The 14,876-nt window shown below is 63.3% G+C and carries 10 protein-coding genes; 6 read left to right on the top strand and 4 right to left on the bottom strand.

Annotated elements, in window-relative coordinates; all coding sequences use genetic code 11:
* Positions 1-32 precede the first annotated feature (32 nt).
* Positions 33-1,235: an ABC transporter substrate-binding protein gene (locus tag XH92_RS10850; protein ID WP_194459197.1), complete on the top strand. Its 1,203-nt coding sequence runs from the start codon at positions 33-35 to the stop codon at positions 1,233-1,235.
* A 117-nt stretch (positions 1,236-1,352) separates the two neighbouring features.
* Here the strand turns inward: XH92_RS10850 and XH92_RS10855 are convergent, their stop codons facing one another.
* Positions 1,353-2,909: a hypothetical protein gene (locus tag XH92_RS10855; RefSeq protein ID WP_194459198.1), complete on the bottom strand. Its 1,557-nt coding sequence runs from the start codon at positions 2,907-2,909 to the stop codon at positions 1,353-1,355.
* Between the two features lie 15 nt (positions 2,910-2,924).
* Positions 2,925-4,106: a glycosyltransferase family 4 protein gene (locus XH92_RS10860; protein WP_194459199.1), complete on the bottom strand. Its 1,182-nt coding sequence runs from the start codon at positions 4,104-4,106 to the stop codon at positions 2,925-2,927.
* A gap of 276 nt (positions 4,107-4,382) precedes the next feature.
* Here XH92_RS10860 and XH92_RS10865 point away from each other — a divergent pair, with 276 nt between their 5' ends.
* Positions 4,383-6,518, top strand: a complete 2,136-nt coding sequence (locus tag XH92_RS10865; protein ID WP_371817987.1) for a GumC family protein — start codon at positions 4,383-4,385, stop codon at positions 6,516-6,518.
* Positions 6,519-6,663: 145 nt separating this feature from the next.
* Here the strand turns inward: XH92_RS10865 and XH92_RS10870 are convergent, their stop codons facing one another.
* Entirely contained in the window at positions 6,664-7,989 is a 1,326-nt protein-coding gene (locus tag XH92_RS10870) for a lipopolysaccharide biosynthesis protein (protein WP_371817988.1), read from the bottom strand.
* A 501-nt stretch (positions 7,990-8,490) separates the two neighbouring features.
* On the opposite strand from XH92_RS10870, the gene XH92_RS10875 reads away from it, so the two are divergent.
* Positions 8,491-9,711: an FAD-dependent monooxygenase gene (locus XH92_RS10875; RefSeq protein ID WP_194459202.1), complete on the top strand. Its 1,221-nt coding sequence runs from the start codon at positions 8,491-8,493 to the stop codon at positions 9,709-9,711.
* 262 nt (positions 9,712-9,973) lie between these two features.
* On the opposite strand, the gene XH92_RS10880 is transcribed toward XH92_RS10875, so the two are convergent.
* Entirely contained in the window at positions 9,974-11,104 is a 1,131-nt protein-coding gene (locus XH92_RS10880; RefSeq protein WP_194459203.1) for a GNAT family N-acetyltransferase, read from the bottom strand.
* A 476-nt stretch (positions 11,105-11,580) separates the two neighbouring features.
* Between XH92_RS10880 and XH92_RS10885 the strand changes: the two genes are divergently transcribed.
* From XH92_RS10885 to XH92_RS10895, 3 genes are all read left to right on the top strand, one after another.
* Complete coding sequence (locus tag XH92_RS10885) at positions 11,581-12,405, top strand: WecB/TagA/CpsF family glycosyltransferase (RefSeq protein ID WP_194459204.1); 825 nt, start codon at positions 11,581-11,583, stop codon at positions 12,403-12,405.
* Between the two features lie 75 nt (positions 12,406-12,480).
* Positions 12,481-13,770 carry an O-antigen ligase gene (locus XH92_RS10890; protein ID WP_194459205.1) on the top strand — a complete coding sequence of 430 codons (1,290 nt, stop codon included), beginning with the start codon at positions 12,481-12,483 and terminating at the stop codon, positions 13,768-13,770.
* Positions 13,767-14,792 carry a glycoside hydrolase family 5 protein gene (locus XH92_RS10895; protein WP_194459206.1) on the top strand — a complete coding sequence of 342 codons (1,026 nt, stop codon included), beginning with the start codon at positions 13,767-13,769 and terminating at the stop codon, positions 14,790-14,792. The genes XH92_RS10890 and XH92_RS10895 overlap by 4 nt, the downstream gene beginning before the upstream one ends.
* The last annotated feature ends 84 nt before the right edge of the window (positions 14,793-14,876 follow it).

Raw genomic sequence — 14,876 nt, forward strand, 5'->3', positions numbered from 1 at the left:
CCGGTCAATTCATAAAAGCCAAGGGGAGTTGCATGTCGTTGAAGATGTTTGCTGTGTCCATTGCTGTTCTCGCGGCCGTTTCAGCCGCGCCGGTCCGCGCCGAAACGCCGGGCGTCTCGGAATCGGAAATCAGGATCGGGGCGACATTCCCGTTCAGCGGCCCGGCGTCTCCGCTCAGCAATACCGGCAAGGGCCTCATCGCCTACGTCCATTCCATCAATGATCGCGGCGGTATCAACGGCCGCAAGATCAACCTCATCACCTATGACGATGCCTATTCGCCGCCCAAGGCGGTCGAGCAGACCCGCAAGCTGATCGAGAGCGACGAAGTGGCGTTTCTGTTCAGCCCGCTCGGGACGCCCGGCATCGGCGCAACCATCAAATACGTGACCGCGAAGAAGGTGCCGCATTTGTTCGTTGTCAGCGGCGTGACCAAGTTCGCGAACTTCGCCGAGTTTCCGCTCACCACTACGGGACTGCCGAGCTACAACACCGAAGGAAAGATCTACGCCAAGTACATCACGCAGACGGCGCCCGATGCGAAGATCGCGATCCTCTACCAGAACGACGATCTCGGCCGCGACTTCGTGGCCGCGTTCAAGGAGACCCTGAAGGGCGAGTTCGACAAGAAGGTGGTGACATCTCCCTATGAGGTCACCGAGCCCACGATCGAATCCCGCGTGGTGACGCTGAAGGCGTCGGGTGCCCAGGCATTCCTGATCGCCGGCACGCCGAAATTTGCGGCACAGGCGATCAAGAAGGCGAGCGAGATCGGCTGGACGCCGCTCACCATCGTCAATTACGTGTCGAGCTCGGTCTCGGCGACGATCGTGCCGGCCGGCGCGGACAAGGCGGTGGGCGTCGTCGTGGCGACCATCACCAAGGATCCCAACGACAAGAAATGGGCCGACGATGCCGGCATGAAATGGTATCGCGCCCACTTCGAGAAGTATCTTCCCGGCGCCGATATCGGCGACAACAACTATCTGTTCGGGACCCAGCAGGGCCAGATCCTGGAGCAGGTGCTGAAGCAGTGCGGCGACGACCTGTCGCGCGAGAACATCGTGAAGCAGGCGCGTAGCATCAAGGCGCTGGTGCTGCCGACCTTGATGCCCGGCATCACGATCAATACCGGCCCCGCCAACAGCATGGCCTACACGCAGCTTCAGTTGCAGCGCTGGACCGGAAGCTCCTGGGAGCAGTTCGGCGGCGTGCTGAGCGCGGAGCCGAACTGAGCTGCTACACCGCGCGAGCGCGCCAGAGCATGATCCGGAAAAGTGTGTAGCGGTTTTCCGAACAGATCATGCAAAGAGACAGAGCGGGGTGATGCTTCGAAGAAGCGTCATCCCGTGCTAGTGCGGCCGCCGCGCGATCGGCTTCGCCAGCGCGCTGTGCCAATCCCACTGCGACGACCGGTCGCTCGACCGAAGGCCGGCCAGCAAGGCCGTGGTCTTCGGCTGCACCCGGGAGCCGTCGATCACTTCGAGCTGGCCGCACCTGTTGAGCGTGTGCAGCTTGCGCCCGGTCCATAGCGGCCCCGGCTTGAGCAGATGTCGAACGGCCTGCCTGTACGTCGTCGGCGACAGTTCGAGCACTTCCGCAAGGCCGAGCGCGGCGCCGTATCCGTTGGTGCAGTCCTGCACCGGCCGCCACAGTCTGCCATCGACGGTCACGAAGTTGCCGGCCGGCCGCGTGGTCGCGCGATCCATCAGGATCGGATTGGCCGCATGCGGCCGCCAGGGGCCAAGCAATTGCCCGGCGTAATAGATCGCCAGCGTGTCGGAATAGCCGCCGCTGCCGTCGCGCCAGGCGCCGAACATGTAGTGGAGGCCGTTGTGCTGCGTGATCGTCACGTCGGCAAGCTCGAGGCCGGACAGCAGCGTTGAGTGCCGCTCCCATTTGTCCGGAAAGCGGATGCATTTGTAGATCGGAACGTCCCGCTGCGCGGTGCTTTCCGGGATCATCCAGAGCTCGCCGCCATTCTCGATCAGGAACGGGTAGGACAGATGCCAGGGCTCTTCCAGCACCGGCATCGCCGTGCCGATCGGCCCGTTGCCGTCGAATTCGATCGCGGAAATGACGCCCTTGCCGGTCCGGTGGTCGAGGTCCTCGAAGAACACGAAGGTCCGGCCCTGCCATTTCACCGGGAAGGGATCGGCATAGAAATGGTTGCCGGGATCGCCGAGCACGTTCCAGGCCGGTCCCGACAGGTCACCGGTGCGCCAGATATCCGTAGTCCCGGCGAAGCGCCAACCGACATGCCAATGCGGCGCGTAGCAGCACAGGCGATAGATTTCCTTCGCGATCGAGGTCGCCACGCCACGCACGACAAAGGGCGCGGGATTTCGCGCTGCGCCGCCGTTCGCCGGAGCAGCCAGTTGTGGCACCAGCCGCGGCGCTCCCGACAAGATCGGCGGCAGCATCGCCAGCGTGCGTGCCATCACGGTGTCGAGCCCTCCGCTCAGGCCGGCCGCGATTTCCGCGGAGGGATGGCCGCGGTCCATCACCGAGCCGTCGAGCTCGTTGACGATTTCGATCACCGGCAGATCGCCGGCGAGGATGGCCGAAAGTACCGCGCTTTCTCCCACGTGCCCGTTGAACCGCGGACGGAGATAGAGCCTGGCGGAGCAGTTCGGATCCCGCGCGGCGCTGGTGAAGTCGACTACCACGTCGGGGTCGCCTGCGCGCGGACGCTCCGGGATCGTCTTCAAGTGGTCGGCGCCGCCAGCCTTGCCCTTGCGCAGGACGATGCGCTCGAGCTCGAACAGCATGTCGAGGCCGGCGGGTCGTGGCTCCGGCGTCGTGGTCCAGGCGATTTGAACGGGAATATCCTGATCGTTGATGCGCAGCGACTCACGGGACATCCAGAGCCGCGGCTGCGCGCGATCGCAGCGAAACTCGATAATCATGGCCAGCCCAACTTCCTAGTGCGCGTCCGCCCCCACGGCGTCGGCGAGAATGCGGACGTATTCCTCTATCATGGCATCCAACGAATAGCGCGACTTCAGGCCCACGGCGCTTTGCCGCAGCTGATCAATCAACACCCGATCTGTCAGGACCTGTGACACGGCGGCCGAGAATTCGGCCTCGTTCGCCGCGTCAATGAACACCGCGGCAGGCTGTCCCTGGTAGGACAGCACCTCGCGCAGCACGGGCAGATCGTTGACGACGCAGGGAATGCCGGCGCTCGCCGCCTCGACCGCGGCAAGGCCGAAGGTTTCGGCCTGCGTCGGAAATACGAAGACGTCGAGGCAGGCCAGAAAATCGGCCATCCGGCGCGGCGGGATCTCGCCGATGAAGTGCAGACGGTCCGAGACCTTGAGCTCGTCCGCGAGCGCTCTCAGCCGCCCTTCATCCGCGCCCTGGCCGGCGAGCGCAAGGTGCCAGGCTGGATCGGCAGTCAGCAGACGAATTGCCGCATCGAGCCGCTTGTGCGGGTGCAGCCTTGCCGCGCAGCCGAGCAGGGTGCGATCCGGCGGCAGCTTGAACTGCTGCCGTGCAACGTCCTTCGGCAGGCTGTGCGACTTGTCGTCGAAGCCATGCGGTACGTGCTTCATGCGCGAACGATAAGGCGCGGGATAGCGGGCGTATTCCCGCTCCATGTCGCGCGAGTTCAGCGTGATGCACTGGAAGAAGCCGGTCGAGCCCATGACGATGTCGGCGGCGCGCACCGGCATGCTCATCGACAGCGCCGAGGATACCTGGTTGGCGATCACGGGCGCGCGGCTGACGAGGCGCGACACGCCGCCGCCGATCACATTGCCGAAGTGCTGGAAGGTCAGGACGACATCGGGCTTGATGGTCCTGAGATAACCGGCGAGCGCCCACAGCATGCGCAGCAGCGCCACCGGATTTCCTGGGCGGGTCTCTGCGCAATAGAAGGTATTGGGCGGCTCGTCGAAGGAATCCGATTTGCGGAAGAAGAACAGGTTGGTGACGTCATAGCCACGCGCGGTGAGGCCGGCGCCGAGCAGCCGCGAAATCTCCTGCGCGCCGGCGTTCTCGGCCTGGGTCTGCACCAGGACGACACGCAGCTTTCGCCTGCTCTCGTTCGGTCGATGGCGCGATGCCTCGCGCAATTCTGTGCTTGGCGTGTATTGGAGCACGGATTCCTCACCCGTCGAAGGAGCGGATTCGTCTCCTTCATTTTTGCGCGCGTAACTATCACGCGAAGCGTGCTCGTGCACCGAGTAGCGCGTGTTGAGGTTACTGCTCATTTAGCAATCAGACATGTGTCGGAAATCGAGAGCTATTATCGCACAGTAGGGTACAGCCGGCTCGTTAACTAATTGGTTACGGCAGCGCGGAGAGGGGGTAACCGGCGATTAACCATAGATATTTACGTTGGAGCAGTACTGTCAGTTGAATTCGAGTCAGAACCCATGAAGTTCGGTAGCCGCTTAGGCCCGAGACGTTCCGAAGTCACGGAACCCGCAGCGTCGTGGGAAACAGCCGGCGTGCCGACCGGCCGATCCTCGGCGGAAACCACTAAGGGCGTGCTTAGCATTCCTGGCGTGTTGGCCTTTTTCCGCGAGAAAGGTCAACGCATCCTGATGCTCGCCGCAGTCATCTTCGCTGTCGGTGTCATCCTGTTGATGTTGATCCCGGCGCGCTATGCCGCGACGGCGCTCGTCGTCGTCGATCCGCGCGAGCAGCGCGTCACCACCGATCAGGACGTCCTGCCCGGGATCGGGCAAGATGCCGTAGCGCTGCAGAGCTATGTCGAGATCGCCAAATCCGATGGATTTCTCGGGCCGCTGGTCGATCAGCTCAAGGTCGCCGAGGACAGCGACGTGTCCGGTGGCACGACCGATCCTACGCGCCTGCTCGACCGGTTTCGCAAACGGCTCGACATTTCCCGGCGCGGATTAACCTATGTTATCGGCATCACGTTCACCTCAAACAATCCGCAGCGGGCAGCCTATTACGCCAATGCGGTGGCCGAGGCGTTCGTGGCCAGCCAGCGCGGAACGCGGACGGTGGCGACCGATGAAGCGGCCGACTGGCTGAAGAGCCGGCTCAAGACATTGAACGACCGGCTGCGGTCGTCGGAAGATGCCGTCGCCAAGTTCAAGCTCGAGCACCGGATCGTCAACGCCGGCAAGGAATCCACCACGCAACAATTGCGCGTCACCGACCTGACGCAGCAGGTTGCCGCGGCGCGCGCCCGCACCGAGGAGGCGAAGGCGCGCTATGAGCAGTTGCAGCGCGATCTGAAGGCCAATGTCGACGGACCGGTCAAGCAGGACCTGCTGAGCGCGCTGCGCGCCCAGCGCTCCGCGCTCAACGACCAGATTGCGCAGAAGCGCGGGGTGCTCGGGGATCGCCATCCCGACCTCGTGATGGCACTCAGCCAGTTGAGCGATCTCAACCGGCAGATCGACATCGAGCGCAAGAAGAACATCGACACCGCGAAGTCGGAATACGAGGCGCAGCGCGACCAGCAGAAGGCGCTTGAAGACCAATTGAAGGCGGTCGAGTCGCAAATCCTGGTCGACGGACAGGCGCTCGTCAAGCTCCAGGAGTTGCAGCGCGACGCCGACGCCAACAAGAACATCTACGAGCAGTTCCTCTCGCGCTACAAGACCACCGACGAGCAGCGCCTGCTGCAGAGCTCGCAGACCAAGGTCGCATCTCCGGCGACGCCGCCGATCCGCTCGACGCTTCCGCCACTACCACTGCTGCTCGTCGTGCTCGCGATCGTCTCGCTGATGACGTCGACGGCGATCGTCGCCGTTCCCGGGCTGAATCTGACGCAGCTCCCGATCAAGAGCATTCCGCCGCTTCGCCGGGCCGAGGCGCCCACAGCGCCAGCGCCAGCGGCAGCCGCACCGGCCGCGGCCTCCGCCGCGCCGCAATCTGCAATACCGCCGGGATTGCCGGTGCTGGCCCGCATTCCCAACATGGTGTCGCCGGATGCGGTCAGGAGCGTCTGGCAGACCCCGATTTCGGCGACGGCCGAGCCCGATCTCAGCCCGCATCTTCAGCTGCTGATCGAGAACATCGAGCAGCTTCCGGGCGAGCACGGCAAGGTGGCGCTGCTGCTGTCGGTCGAGGTCGGTGCGGGCGGCAGCACCGTCGCACGTTCGCTCAACCGGTCAGCCGTGAAGAACGGGATGCTCAGCGTCCTGATCGAGATGGAATCGAAGCGCGCCGAAGTCGCGCCGCCGCAAGGCTCGGGGATCATCAAGGCCGATCTGCCGTCGGTCGTCGAACTGCTGGGCGCCAGCAGCAAGGCACCGCCCTATCCGCCGGACGACATTCGCGCCGATTTCGGCCTGATCATCGTCGACGCATCGTCGCTTGCCACGCTGCCGGCCGCGCTCGCGCTGGCTGCCCATGCCGACCTCGTGATCGTGGTGGTTCGCGATGGATCCGACAATGCGGCTGCGATCGGCAAGACGCGGACCGATCTGGCGAGGTTTGGTTCGGTCCCGATTGCGCTCGTCGTCAATCGCATGGCGGTCGATACCACCGTTAGCGGGGCTCACGGCAAGGCTCTTGGATTGGCGAGCTGACGGCCTTTGAAGCCGTGCCGCAGCAGTGGGGCCGCGCATCCTTCGAGGCGCGCAAGTGCGCGCACCTCAGGATGACGGGATTGCCCAACGTAGGCTGCGTCAGCCGAAAGCGTAACACGCCCGGAAGTGGTGGGTTACGCTCGGTCTAGTCGTTGCCGTCAGCTACGCGCACCGCGTAGGCTCTGCCCTTCGACGACGCGAGATGCGACAGCACCAGAATTGACGGATCGACGCCGGTCCGCCTGCGGCACAGCACGTTGAGCGCGATAGTGGCGAGCACCAGGGAGACCGTCGCCGAGATCGCCGCCCCGAGCACGCCGAGCCAGGGGATCAGCACGACAAATCCGACCAGCCGCAACGCCACGTTGGCGGCGACCACGGGAACGTAATCGCGCTCATGCCCAGTCAACTGCAGGACAGCGGCCGACGGCCCGCCGGCGGCCTGGAAGGCCGTTCCGATCGCGAGCACGATCAATACCCACTGCTGCGCGGCGAAATGCGGTCCGAACAGGCCGAGCAAATAGGGCGCTCCGACCCAGACGATGACGAGCCCGCTGAGCACGCAGAGCGCGGTGACCTCGGCCATCAGCTTCAGCGTATGTTCGAGCTCGCGGTGATTCTTGCTGAAATACAGCGACGGCAGCCGGCGCGCGCCGAACGTATAGAGCGCAGCGGAAAGCATGGCGAAGATGTTCGCCAGACGCGAGGCGGCGAAATAGACGCCCGCGGTGGCCGGATCCAGCATCCAGTAGACCAGGATGACGTCGAAATACTGGTTTGCCGCTTCGAGAATCGATGCCAGCCAGAAGCGAAACGCGCTGCGATTCCAGCGCTTCGTCTCGAAGCGCGCCGTGACCGCACGCAGGTTCGGCAGCACGCGCACGATCGACACGATCTGCACGACCAGCCCCAGGGCCATCGCGGCCGACATTGCAGTGAACAGCTCGGCGGGCGTGAGCTGGCGGTGGCCGAACAGCATCGCGATCAGGAACAGGACGATGGCGACCCGCCAGAAGAATTCGCGGTTGCCTTCACCCATCAGGATGCTGACCAGGGATCGCGCGATCTGGCTGCCGAGCATCAGTCCGGCGTTGACGGCCGCAAAGGCCGAGACCGACAGGATCATCAACCACCATTCGCCACGAACGACGGCTACCGCCGCGATCGCGGCGATCGAGATCAGCATCCCGATCGCGGAGTATTTCAGGCTCGACAGCAGCACACCCTTGGTGAACTCGGCCTGGCCGCGCACCTCATACTCATTGAGGAAGCGAACCAACAGCAGCTCCTGGCCGACCAGGCCAACGACCGCGGCGATCTGGGCGACGGAAAGCCAGGTCGCGAAGTCGCCGAACGCGTCGGGCGTCATCGTCCGCGCCGCCAGCGAGAACAGGGCGAACGCGAGTCCGCCGCTGCCAACCTTGAGCAGGATGGTCCCGGCAACGCCGCGCGTCACATCGCGCCGTAGCATTTGAAGAACAGAGGCAATCACAAGAGACGTCTCAATATCCCGTCAGGCTGCTGACCCTAGCAATCGGTGAGGTCATGAGTGTTAATGTTCTCTTGCTAAGATTCCGTTCCTTTTGGCCGCCTCCGGGCGCCACGGCCAATATGTCGCGCTGCTCCATTCTGGAACGCTGCCGTCTTCGCTGTCTCCAAACGGCGCAGCCCGGATCTTGCTCCGGCGCTCGGTTCGACAGCACGGGCCGCGCCGTTGAAGCCGCGTTAGCGCGTCGGCGGCACCCGTCGACGCACCATAGTCGGGTTGTTGCCCCACCGGCCTGCTGCGGAGCCTCCAAAACATCGGTTTCATGGCATTGGTTGCAAGTCATATGCCGGGAACGGGCTGATCCCGGTCCGGATGCCGCCGTTAACCTCAATATTGGAACTCGTCGTATTCGTTCCGCAAGGCCGCAGGGGCAGGCAAGGAAATTGCAATCCCGTGGCCAATTAGCCGTCGGAGCGGACAAAGATGATTGCCGAGGAAAGCATGACCCAGCCGATCGCAACCAGCGAGGCTGAGACGATCGAAGCGGACGTTGCCATTGTTGGCGCCGGTCTGGCGGGCTCGCTTGCGCGGGCCGTGCTCTCGCGTGCCGGGTATCGGGTCGTCCTGATCGACAAGCGCTCGATCCCGCCGGATGAATTCCGGGTCGAAAAGATCGCCGGGCGGCAGATCGATATCTTCCGGCGCCTCGGTTTCATCGACGACCTCGAGGCCGTCGCCGCGCCCTATGACCGGGTGCTCAACATCAGAGACGGCAGACTGGTCGATATCGGCGTCGGCAGGTCCTACGGGGTTTCCTATGCCAATCTCGTCAACATGGCTCGCGGCCTGAGGCCGGATACGTCGGGCTTCCTGCTCGATCAGGTGACCAATGTCAGCTGCAGCGAAGATCGCCAGCAATTGACGCTGGCGTCCGGAAGACGCGTCGTCTCGCGCCTGGTCGTTCTGGCGACCGGCATGGCTGGCGCGCTTGGCCATCATCTCGGAATGCGCCGGCAGATGCTTGCCGAGCGCCACTCGATTTCGTTCGGGTTCACCATCGCAAAGCCGGACAACGCGCCGTTCGGCTTCGACGCGCTGACCTGCTACGGCAAGAAGGCCGCTGACGGCGTCGACTATCTCAGCCTGTTTCCGATGTCCGGCGGCATGCGGGCGAACCTGTTCATGTTCCGCGATCCGACCGATCCGATCATGCGCGAACTGCGCCGCGACACCAGACGGACGCTGCTCCGCCTGATGCCGGGACTGGAGCGCTACCTCGGCGACTTCCAGATCGTCGGCCAGGTGCACAACTGGGTCATGGACCTGTCGGTGACCGAGGGCCATTTGCAGCCGGGCGTCGTGCTGATCGGCGATGCCTATCAGACCAACTGCCCCGCGGCCGGAACCGGCGTGAGCCGCCTGCTGGTGGATGTCGAGCGTCTCTGCACCGAATATGTGCCGCGCTGGCTCGAGACCGACGGCATGGGCACCGAGAAAATTGCGCAGTTCTATTCCGATCGCGACAAGCTCGCCGCCGACGGGCATTCGCTGCAGCTGGCACGCTACCGCGAGGCCTTGACCTCCAACACCGATGTCCGCTGGACCATGCAGCGCAAGCTGCACTTCCTGCGCCGCACGATCACGCATCAGGTGGATCGGATTCATCCGGGATGGGTCATGCGCGTCCGCAGCGCGCTCCGCTAACGGGGCGCGCGCTTCTCACGCTGCTCTAGAGCCTATCCCGTTCCGATTGAATCGGAACGGGACTCCAGATTCTTGTTTTGACGCGTTTTCTTCACGCGAACCGGTATCCACCCCGCATCAAGTGCGGGGCAGGCTTCGCTCGAAAACGCTCTAAAGCGGAATGAGTTTTGCTTGAATCGGCTTGGCGCGGCCTCGGTTCGCCTCTCCCAAGGGAGAGGTGAACTTTCGACGCCGCTCCAGCTCAACCTCATCTCATCATGATCTAGCGTGTGCCGGTCGAGGGGCGGATCGGCCTGAGGTCGGTCACGCGCTTTGCCGCCTGCTTGATCCAGGGCGCCTGCTTCAACGCAAACAGGGCGAGCGATCCGGCCGCGCTGCCGGCCTGCGTCACGGCCGACATCGGCGTGGGCTGGCCTCCGAACTGCATCTTGTAGGGTTCGTCACCGATGGTGAAATCCAGCACCCGGTCGCCGCGCGCGATGCAGTCCTTGGCAACGCTTTCGAACGTCAGCGCGCCGATCGACTGGCTCTTGTATCCCTCGATGTCGAAGGCCGTCATGACGATGAGAAGGCTGCCACGATGGGAGAGGCCAAGCGCGGTGGCGATGACCTCGCCATCCATCTTCATGGCATAGAGCCGCGCAAACGAGCCCATGCCGCGGAGCGCCACGCTCGAGTAGAAATCGAAATATTCCGGACGCTGCAGCAGGTCGCCGTCGCCGTGTGCCTGGAAGCGCGGACCGCGAAACTTCCTCATCACGTCCATGGCTTCGCCGATCGAGGCGCCGTCGGTGCAGGCTGAGAAGGTGAGCGTTCCCTTCTTGTGGATCTGGCGCCATTTCTTCGCCAGTTCCTTCACATACGACTTGCCCAGCGCGTTGAGCTGCCATTGCTCGAACGGCGCGGACAGCACCGTCGCATAGGCATTGGTATCCATCAGGCTGCGGTGAGGCGCCCCGAGCAGATTCTCGATCGGCATCCTGGCGTCGAGCAGTTTGGGAATGCGCAGCAGGTCGAACGGCCGGACCAGCTTGCGAAGCGTCTCGCAGGCCTTGCGGTCCTGCAGCAGGTCGGCGAATGTCGTGGCGGCGCAGACCGGAGACAAATAGTCGGACACGCGAAGGTCGGCGAATTCGATCGTGCGCATCGGCCCGCGGCGCACGCGCAGCAGCGGCAGCACGGCCGCAAGCGCGCCGTTTGCGCGATGGCGGACGACGACGACCAGCGGCTTCGCTGCCGCGGCGGGAGCGAGCTTGCGATACAGGCTGTCGAGCCATAGCGGATGCTGGAAGGCGGTCGCGTCCGAGCCTTCAAACAATGTCGCGTATTCTTCAGACAGGAAGTCGAATGCGTCGTCGATACAAACATCGAACGCGTCATCATTCTTATTCATGTGAAACCAAACAAACGTCGTTATAAAAGCGCCGGTCAAGCCAGCGCTCCGCCGTTATAGCAAAGGCTGATGACCTCGGGCACCGGTAGAATACGATTTGTATTAATGCAGTGCCTCGACCTTTGCGCAGTGTTGCTGCTCGAACGTCGCCGGCCCTGTCGGATCCAGTGTGATGCTGTCGCCGTGCCGGGCGGCCGGAAATCGTTAACAATCCTTTACGGCCACCTCAACCCGGACCGCGGCGCGATATCGCATGCGGTCTGGACCGGATATTGCAATTTGGGGCACGTAAGTCCTGGAGCCCCGCCGAAATGTTGACTAACAGCCAAAAAGCCCGCGTTTCCGATGCTATTTCGCCCGTGCAGACCGATCGCGAGCGGCCTCGGCGTCTCAATTCGGATATGGCTGCTCCAGCTGTCCGGATTTGCGACACCTTGAGTCCGGCTTCCTCGGCGGATGTGCCAGCCGGATCGTCGATGCCGAACGGCAGGCGCGAGCGTCGTACCAATCCCGTCGGCAGGGCTGCGACCGCCAGCGTTCCGCGGGCAACCATCGGCGGGCTGCGGCTCGCCGTGCTCGATCGCGAGCAGACCGCGGACTTCATGGTCGAGGCGGTGTATCCGAACCGGCGCATCGATCGGCCGCTGTACCTGACGTCGGCCAATGGCGAGGTATTGTCGCGCTGCTCGACCGAGCCGATGACCGACCGCCTGTTCCGTGCCGCCGACCTGATCAATGCCGACGGGCAGCCGCTGGTCATGGTGTCGAAGCTGCGGTCACCGAACCCGCTTCCCGAGCGCGTTGCGACCACGGATTTGTTTCACGACGTCGCGCGTAAGGCAGAAGAGCTCGGCCTGACCTTCTACCTGTTCGGCGCGAACGAGGCCGAGAACAAAGCGGCCATCGCCAATGTCCGCCGGGCCTATCCGGCTCTCAAGATCGTCGGCCATTCGCACGGCTATCTGCGCGGCGACGCACTCCGGGCCAAGGTGGATGAGATCAACGCCCTGGCGCCGGACTTTCTCTGGGTCGCGCTCGGCGTACCCTACGAGCAGGCCTTCGTCGACGAATTCATGTCGCAGCTCGGCAATGTCGGCGTCATCAAGACGTCGGGCGGATTGTTCAACTTCCTGTCCGGATCGCGGCCTCGCGCGCCGCGATGGATGCAGATCGTCGGTCTCGAATGGGCCTGGCGGCTGTGGCTCGAGCCGCGCCGATTGTTCTGGCGCTATCTGACGACCAATCCACACGCCCTCTATCTGCTGTTCAACCGGACCCGATCCTCGTCGACCAAAGACTGAAATAGCTACCGCGTGCAATGTGCCGCTCCGATCCACCGGAGCGGCGAGCTCTTCAATGAGCGGAGTACAATTGATATGGACGGACGAGCGTTCGACAGCTCGGTCTGGCAGGCGCCGGCAATCGAAGCGGAAAACTTCGCGCGAACCGTCGTCAACTGGTCGATCACCATCAACGTCATCCTGTCGATGGGGACGTTCCACGCCGCGCTGCTTCCGACGGAAGTGACGCTGGTCCAACAGGCCGTCGCCCTCATGATGTGGGGCGTGCTGATCTATGCGAGCTTGTTCATTCGTCCGTGCCTACGGTTGGCCTTCAATCTCGACACGCTAGTGATCGTCGGATTCTATGCGTTCGCCGCGATTTCCGTGTTCTGGACCGATCTGGGCGTCGCGGCCCTGATGAAGGCCGCTGCGCTCGCGATCACGACGCTCGGCGCGTTCTGCATGGTCACCCGCGTCGACATCGACGATATCGTGAAGTCGATCACCCGCGGGCTGTTCGTCCTGATCGCGAGCTCGGCATTTTGCGCAGTCGTCCTCCCCGATATCGGCGTGGACCAGACCTGGATGCACAATGGGCAATGGCAGGGCGTCTTCGAATCGAAGCAGACGCTGGGCTTCGCCGGTGCCTATCTCATGTTCTTTGCCTGTTATCGAAAGGTAAACGGACAGGGATGGCTGCCGTTCCTCGTGATATTCGCGCTCGCCTCGACCTGCGTCGTCTTCTCGGAGTCGCGCGGCGCCGGCGCCCTGTCGCTGGTTGCCTGTGCGCTGTTGCTGACCGCCCTGTGGTCAATCAGGTGCATGCAAGTCTATGCGGTGCTGCCGTGCGCCATGTGCGTCGCGGCCGCGTTGCTGATGCTGTACTTCTACACGACCGGGTACGACGCGATCCATGTGTTCGACACGACGATCAATCTTACCGAGAGAACCTTCATCTGGCACTACGCCATCAGCCATTTCGATGATGCGCCGCTGTTCGGATTTGGCATCAACGGATTCTGGACCAGACCGGAGATCTACGACTATTTCAACCAGAACCACGGCTGGGTGCTCGACAATTACCACAACGGCTACATCGCCATTCTCGTCGAGACCGGATTCCTGGGCTATTCCTTGTTCATGGCGAGCGTTCTCCTGTTTTCCTGCAAGATGCTCTGCCTGATCGCGGGGCGGGCGATCGACCGACTGCATTGTGCGCTCATCATCGGGTTCGTCTTCCTCAACTGTCAGACCAATTTTACCGAAACGGTCTTCCTGCGTTCGACGATGTTCACATCGGTGCTGCTGATCGCCTTGTTCCTCGCGGTTTGCCGGCCCTTGCCGTCGTCGCGTGTACCGTTGCGCGAGCTGGAGCAGCCATGACCGCGTTCCGATGTCTTCCGCGGACAACCTTGAGCGCGCTGCTGGCGGCGGTGCTTGCTGCCGTGCTGATCTCGTCTGCGCGTGCGGCCGGGCAGGGAGCGTCTCCGGACCTCGCGGCGCTGGGGCGCGGCATCAATATCCTTGGCTATGACGGCATCTGGGAAGGTTACCGGAACGCGCCCTTTCGCCCGGAAAACCTCACCGCCATCCGCAAGGCAGGCTTTTCACACGTCCGGATCAACTTCTTCGGCTTCAGGCACATGGATTCCGGCAACATCCTGGATGAAGCTGTCCTGCGGCGTCTCGATGCCGTGATCGAGCAGGCGCTGGCGAGCAGGCTGATCCCGATCCTCGATGAGCACGACACCGATCTCTGTCAGCGCGACGTTCCGGAATGCACCGCGAAGCTCAAGGCGTTCTGGCGCCAGATCGCGTCGCGCTACGCGGGCAGATATCCGGCGCTGGTGTTCGATATCCTGAACGAGCCCGGTGGTAACATGACATCGGCCGAGTGGAACGCGCTGCTCGGCGAGTGCCTCGCCATCGTCAGGGGCGCCAATCCGACGCGCAATGTCATTGTCGCCATCCTGAACACCGATGAACTGCCGGTCGACGAACTGGCGCTGCCGGCCGGCGACAGGAATCTCATCGTCACGTTCCACTATTATTTGCCGCTGCAATTCACCCATCAGGGCGCGCCGTGGTCGGGGACTTTCTCGAAGATCGGCCCGTTGAGTTGGGGATCTGCGGAGGACGAAGCCAAGGCCGCCGCCGATTTCGACAAGGTCAGGTCCTGGTCGAAGAGGGAGCAGCGCCCGATCTATCTCGGCGAGTTCGGCGTCTACGAGCGCGCGCCGGCGGAGAGCCGGGCGAAATACCTGACGTTCGTGGCGAGGCGCGCTGAAAGCTTCGGCTGGGCGTGGGCCTATTGGCAATTCGATCACGATTTCGCGGCATTCGACGGCGCCCGGCAACGCTGGAACAGGGACATCCTCCGCGCAATCATTCCTCCGGTGCGATGAAGCCTTGCGGCCGACGCGCTGCAGCTGATTGAGGATCGCGAGGGACGCCATGCCTTGCCTTGCATGGGCTGAGGAATAATACTC

It is taken from the genome of Bradyrhizobium sp. CCBAU 53421, from assembly GCF_015291625.1.
In the GTDB taxonomy this organism is placed as follows: Bacteria; Pseudomonadota; Alphaproteobacteria; order Rhizobiales; family Xanthobacteraceae; genus Bradyrhizobium.

What these genes read in the sequence shown, in the direction of transcription:
- XH92_RS10850 (WP_194459197.1), top strand. Translation starts at nt 33, where the DNA reads ATGTCGTTGAAGATGTTTGCTGTGTCCATTGCTGTTCTCGCGGCCGTT.
- XH92_RS10855 (WP_194459198.1), bottom strand. Translation starts at nt 2,909, where the DNA reads ATGATTATCGAGTTTCGCTGCGATCGCGCGCAGCCGCGGCTCTGGATG.
- XH92_RS10865 (WP_371817987.1), top strand. Translation starts at nt 4,383, where the DNA reads ATGAAGTTCGGTAGCCGCTTAGGCCCGAGACGTTCCGAAGTCACGGAA.
- XH92_RS10870 (WP_371817988.1), bottom strand. Translation starts at nt 7,989, where the DNA reads ATGCTACGGCGCGATGTGACGCGCGGCGTTGCCGGGACCATCCTGCTC.
- XH92_RS10875 (WP_194459202.1), top strand. Translation starts at nt 8,491, where the DNA reads ATGATTGCCGAGGAAAGCATGACCCAGCCGATCGCAACCAGCGAGGCT.
- XH92_RS10880 (WP_194459203.1), bottom strand. Translation starts at nt 11,104, where the DNA reads ATGAATAAGAATGATGACGCGTTCGATGTTTGTATCGACGACGCATTC.
- XH92_RS10885 (WP_194459204.1), top strand. Translation starts at nt 11,581, where the DNA reads ATGCCGAACGGCAGGCGCGAGCGTCGTACCAATCCCGTCGGCAGGGCT.
- XH92_RS10890 (WP_194459205.1), top strand. Translation starts at nt 12,481, where the DNA reads ATGGACGGACGAGCGTTCGACAGCTCGGTCTGGCAGGCGCCGGCAATC.
- XH92_RS10895 (WP_194459206.1), top strand. Translation starts at nt 13,767, where the DNA reads ATGACCGCGTTCCGATGTCTTCCGCGGACAACCTTGAGCGCGCTGCTG.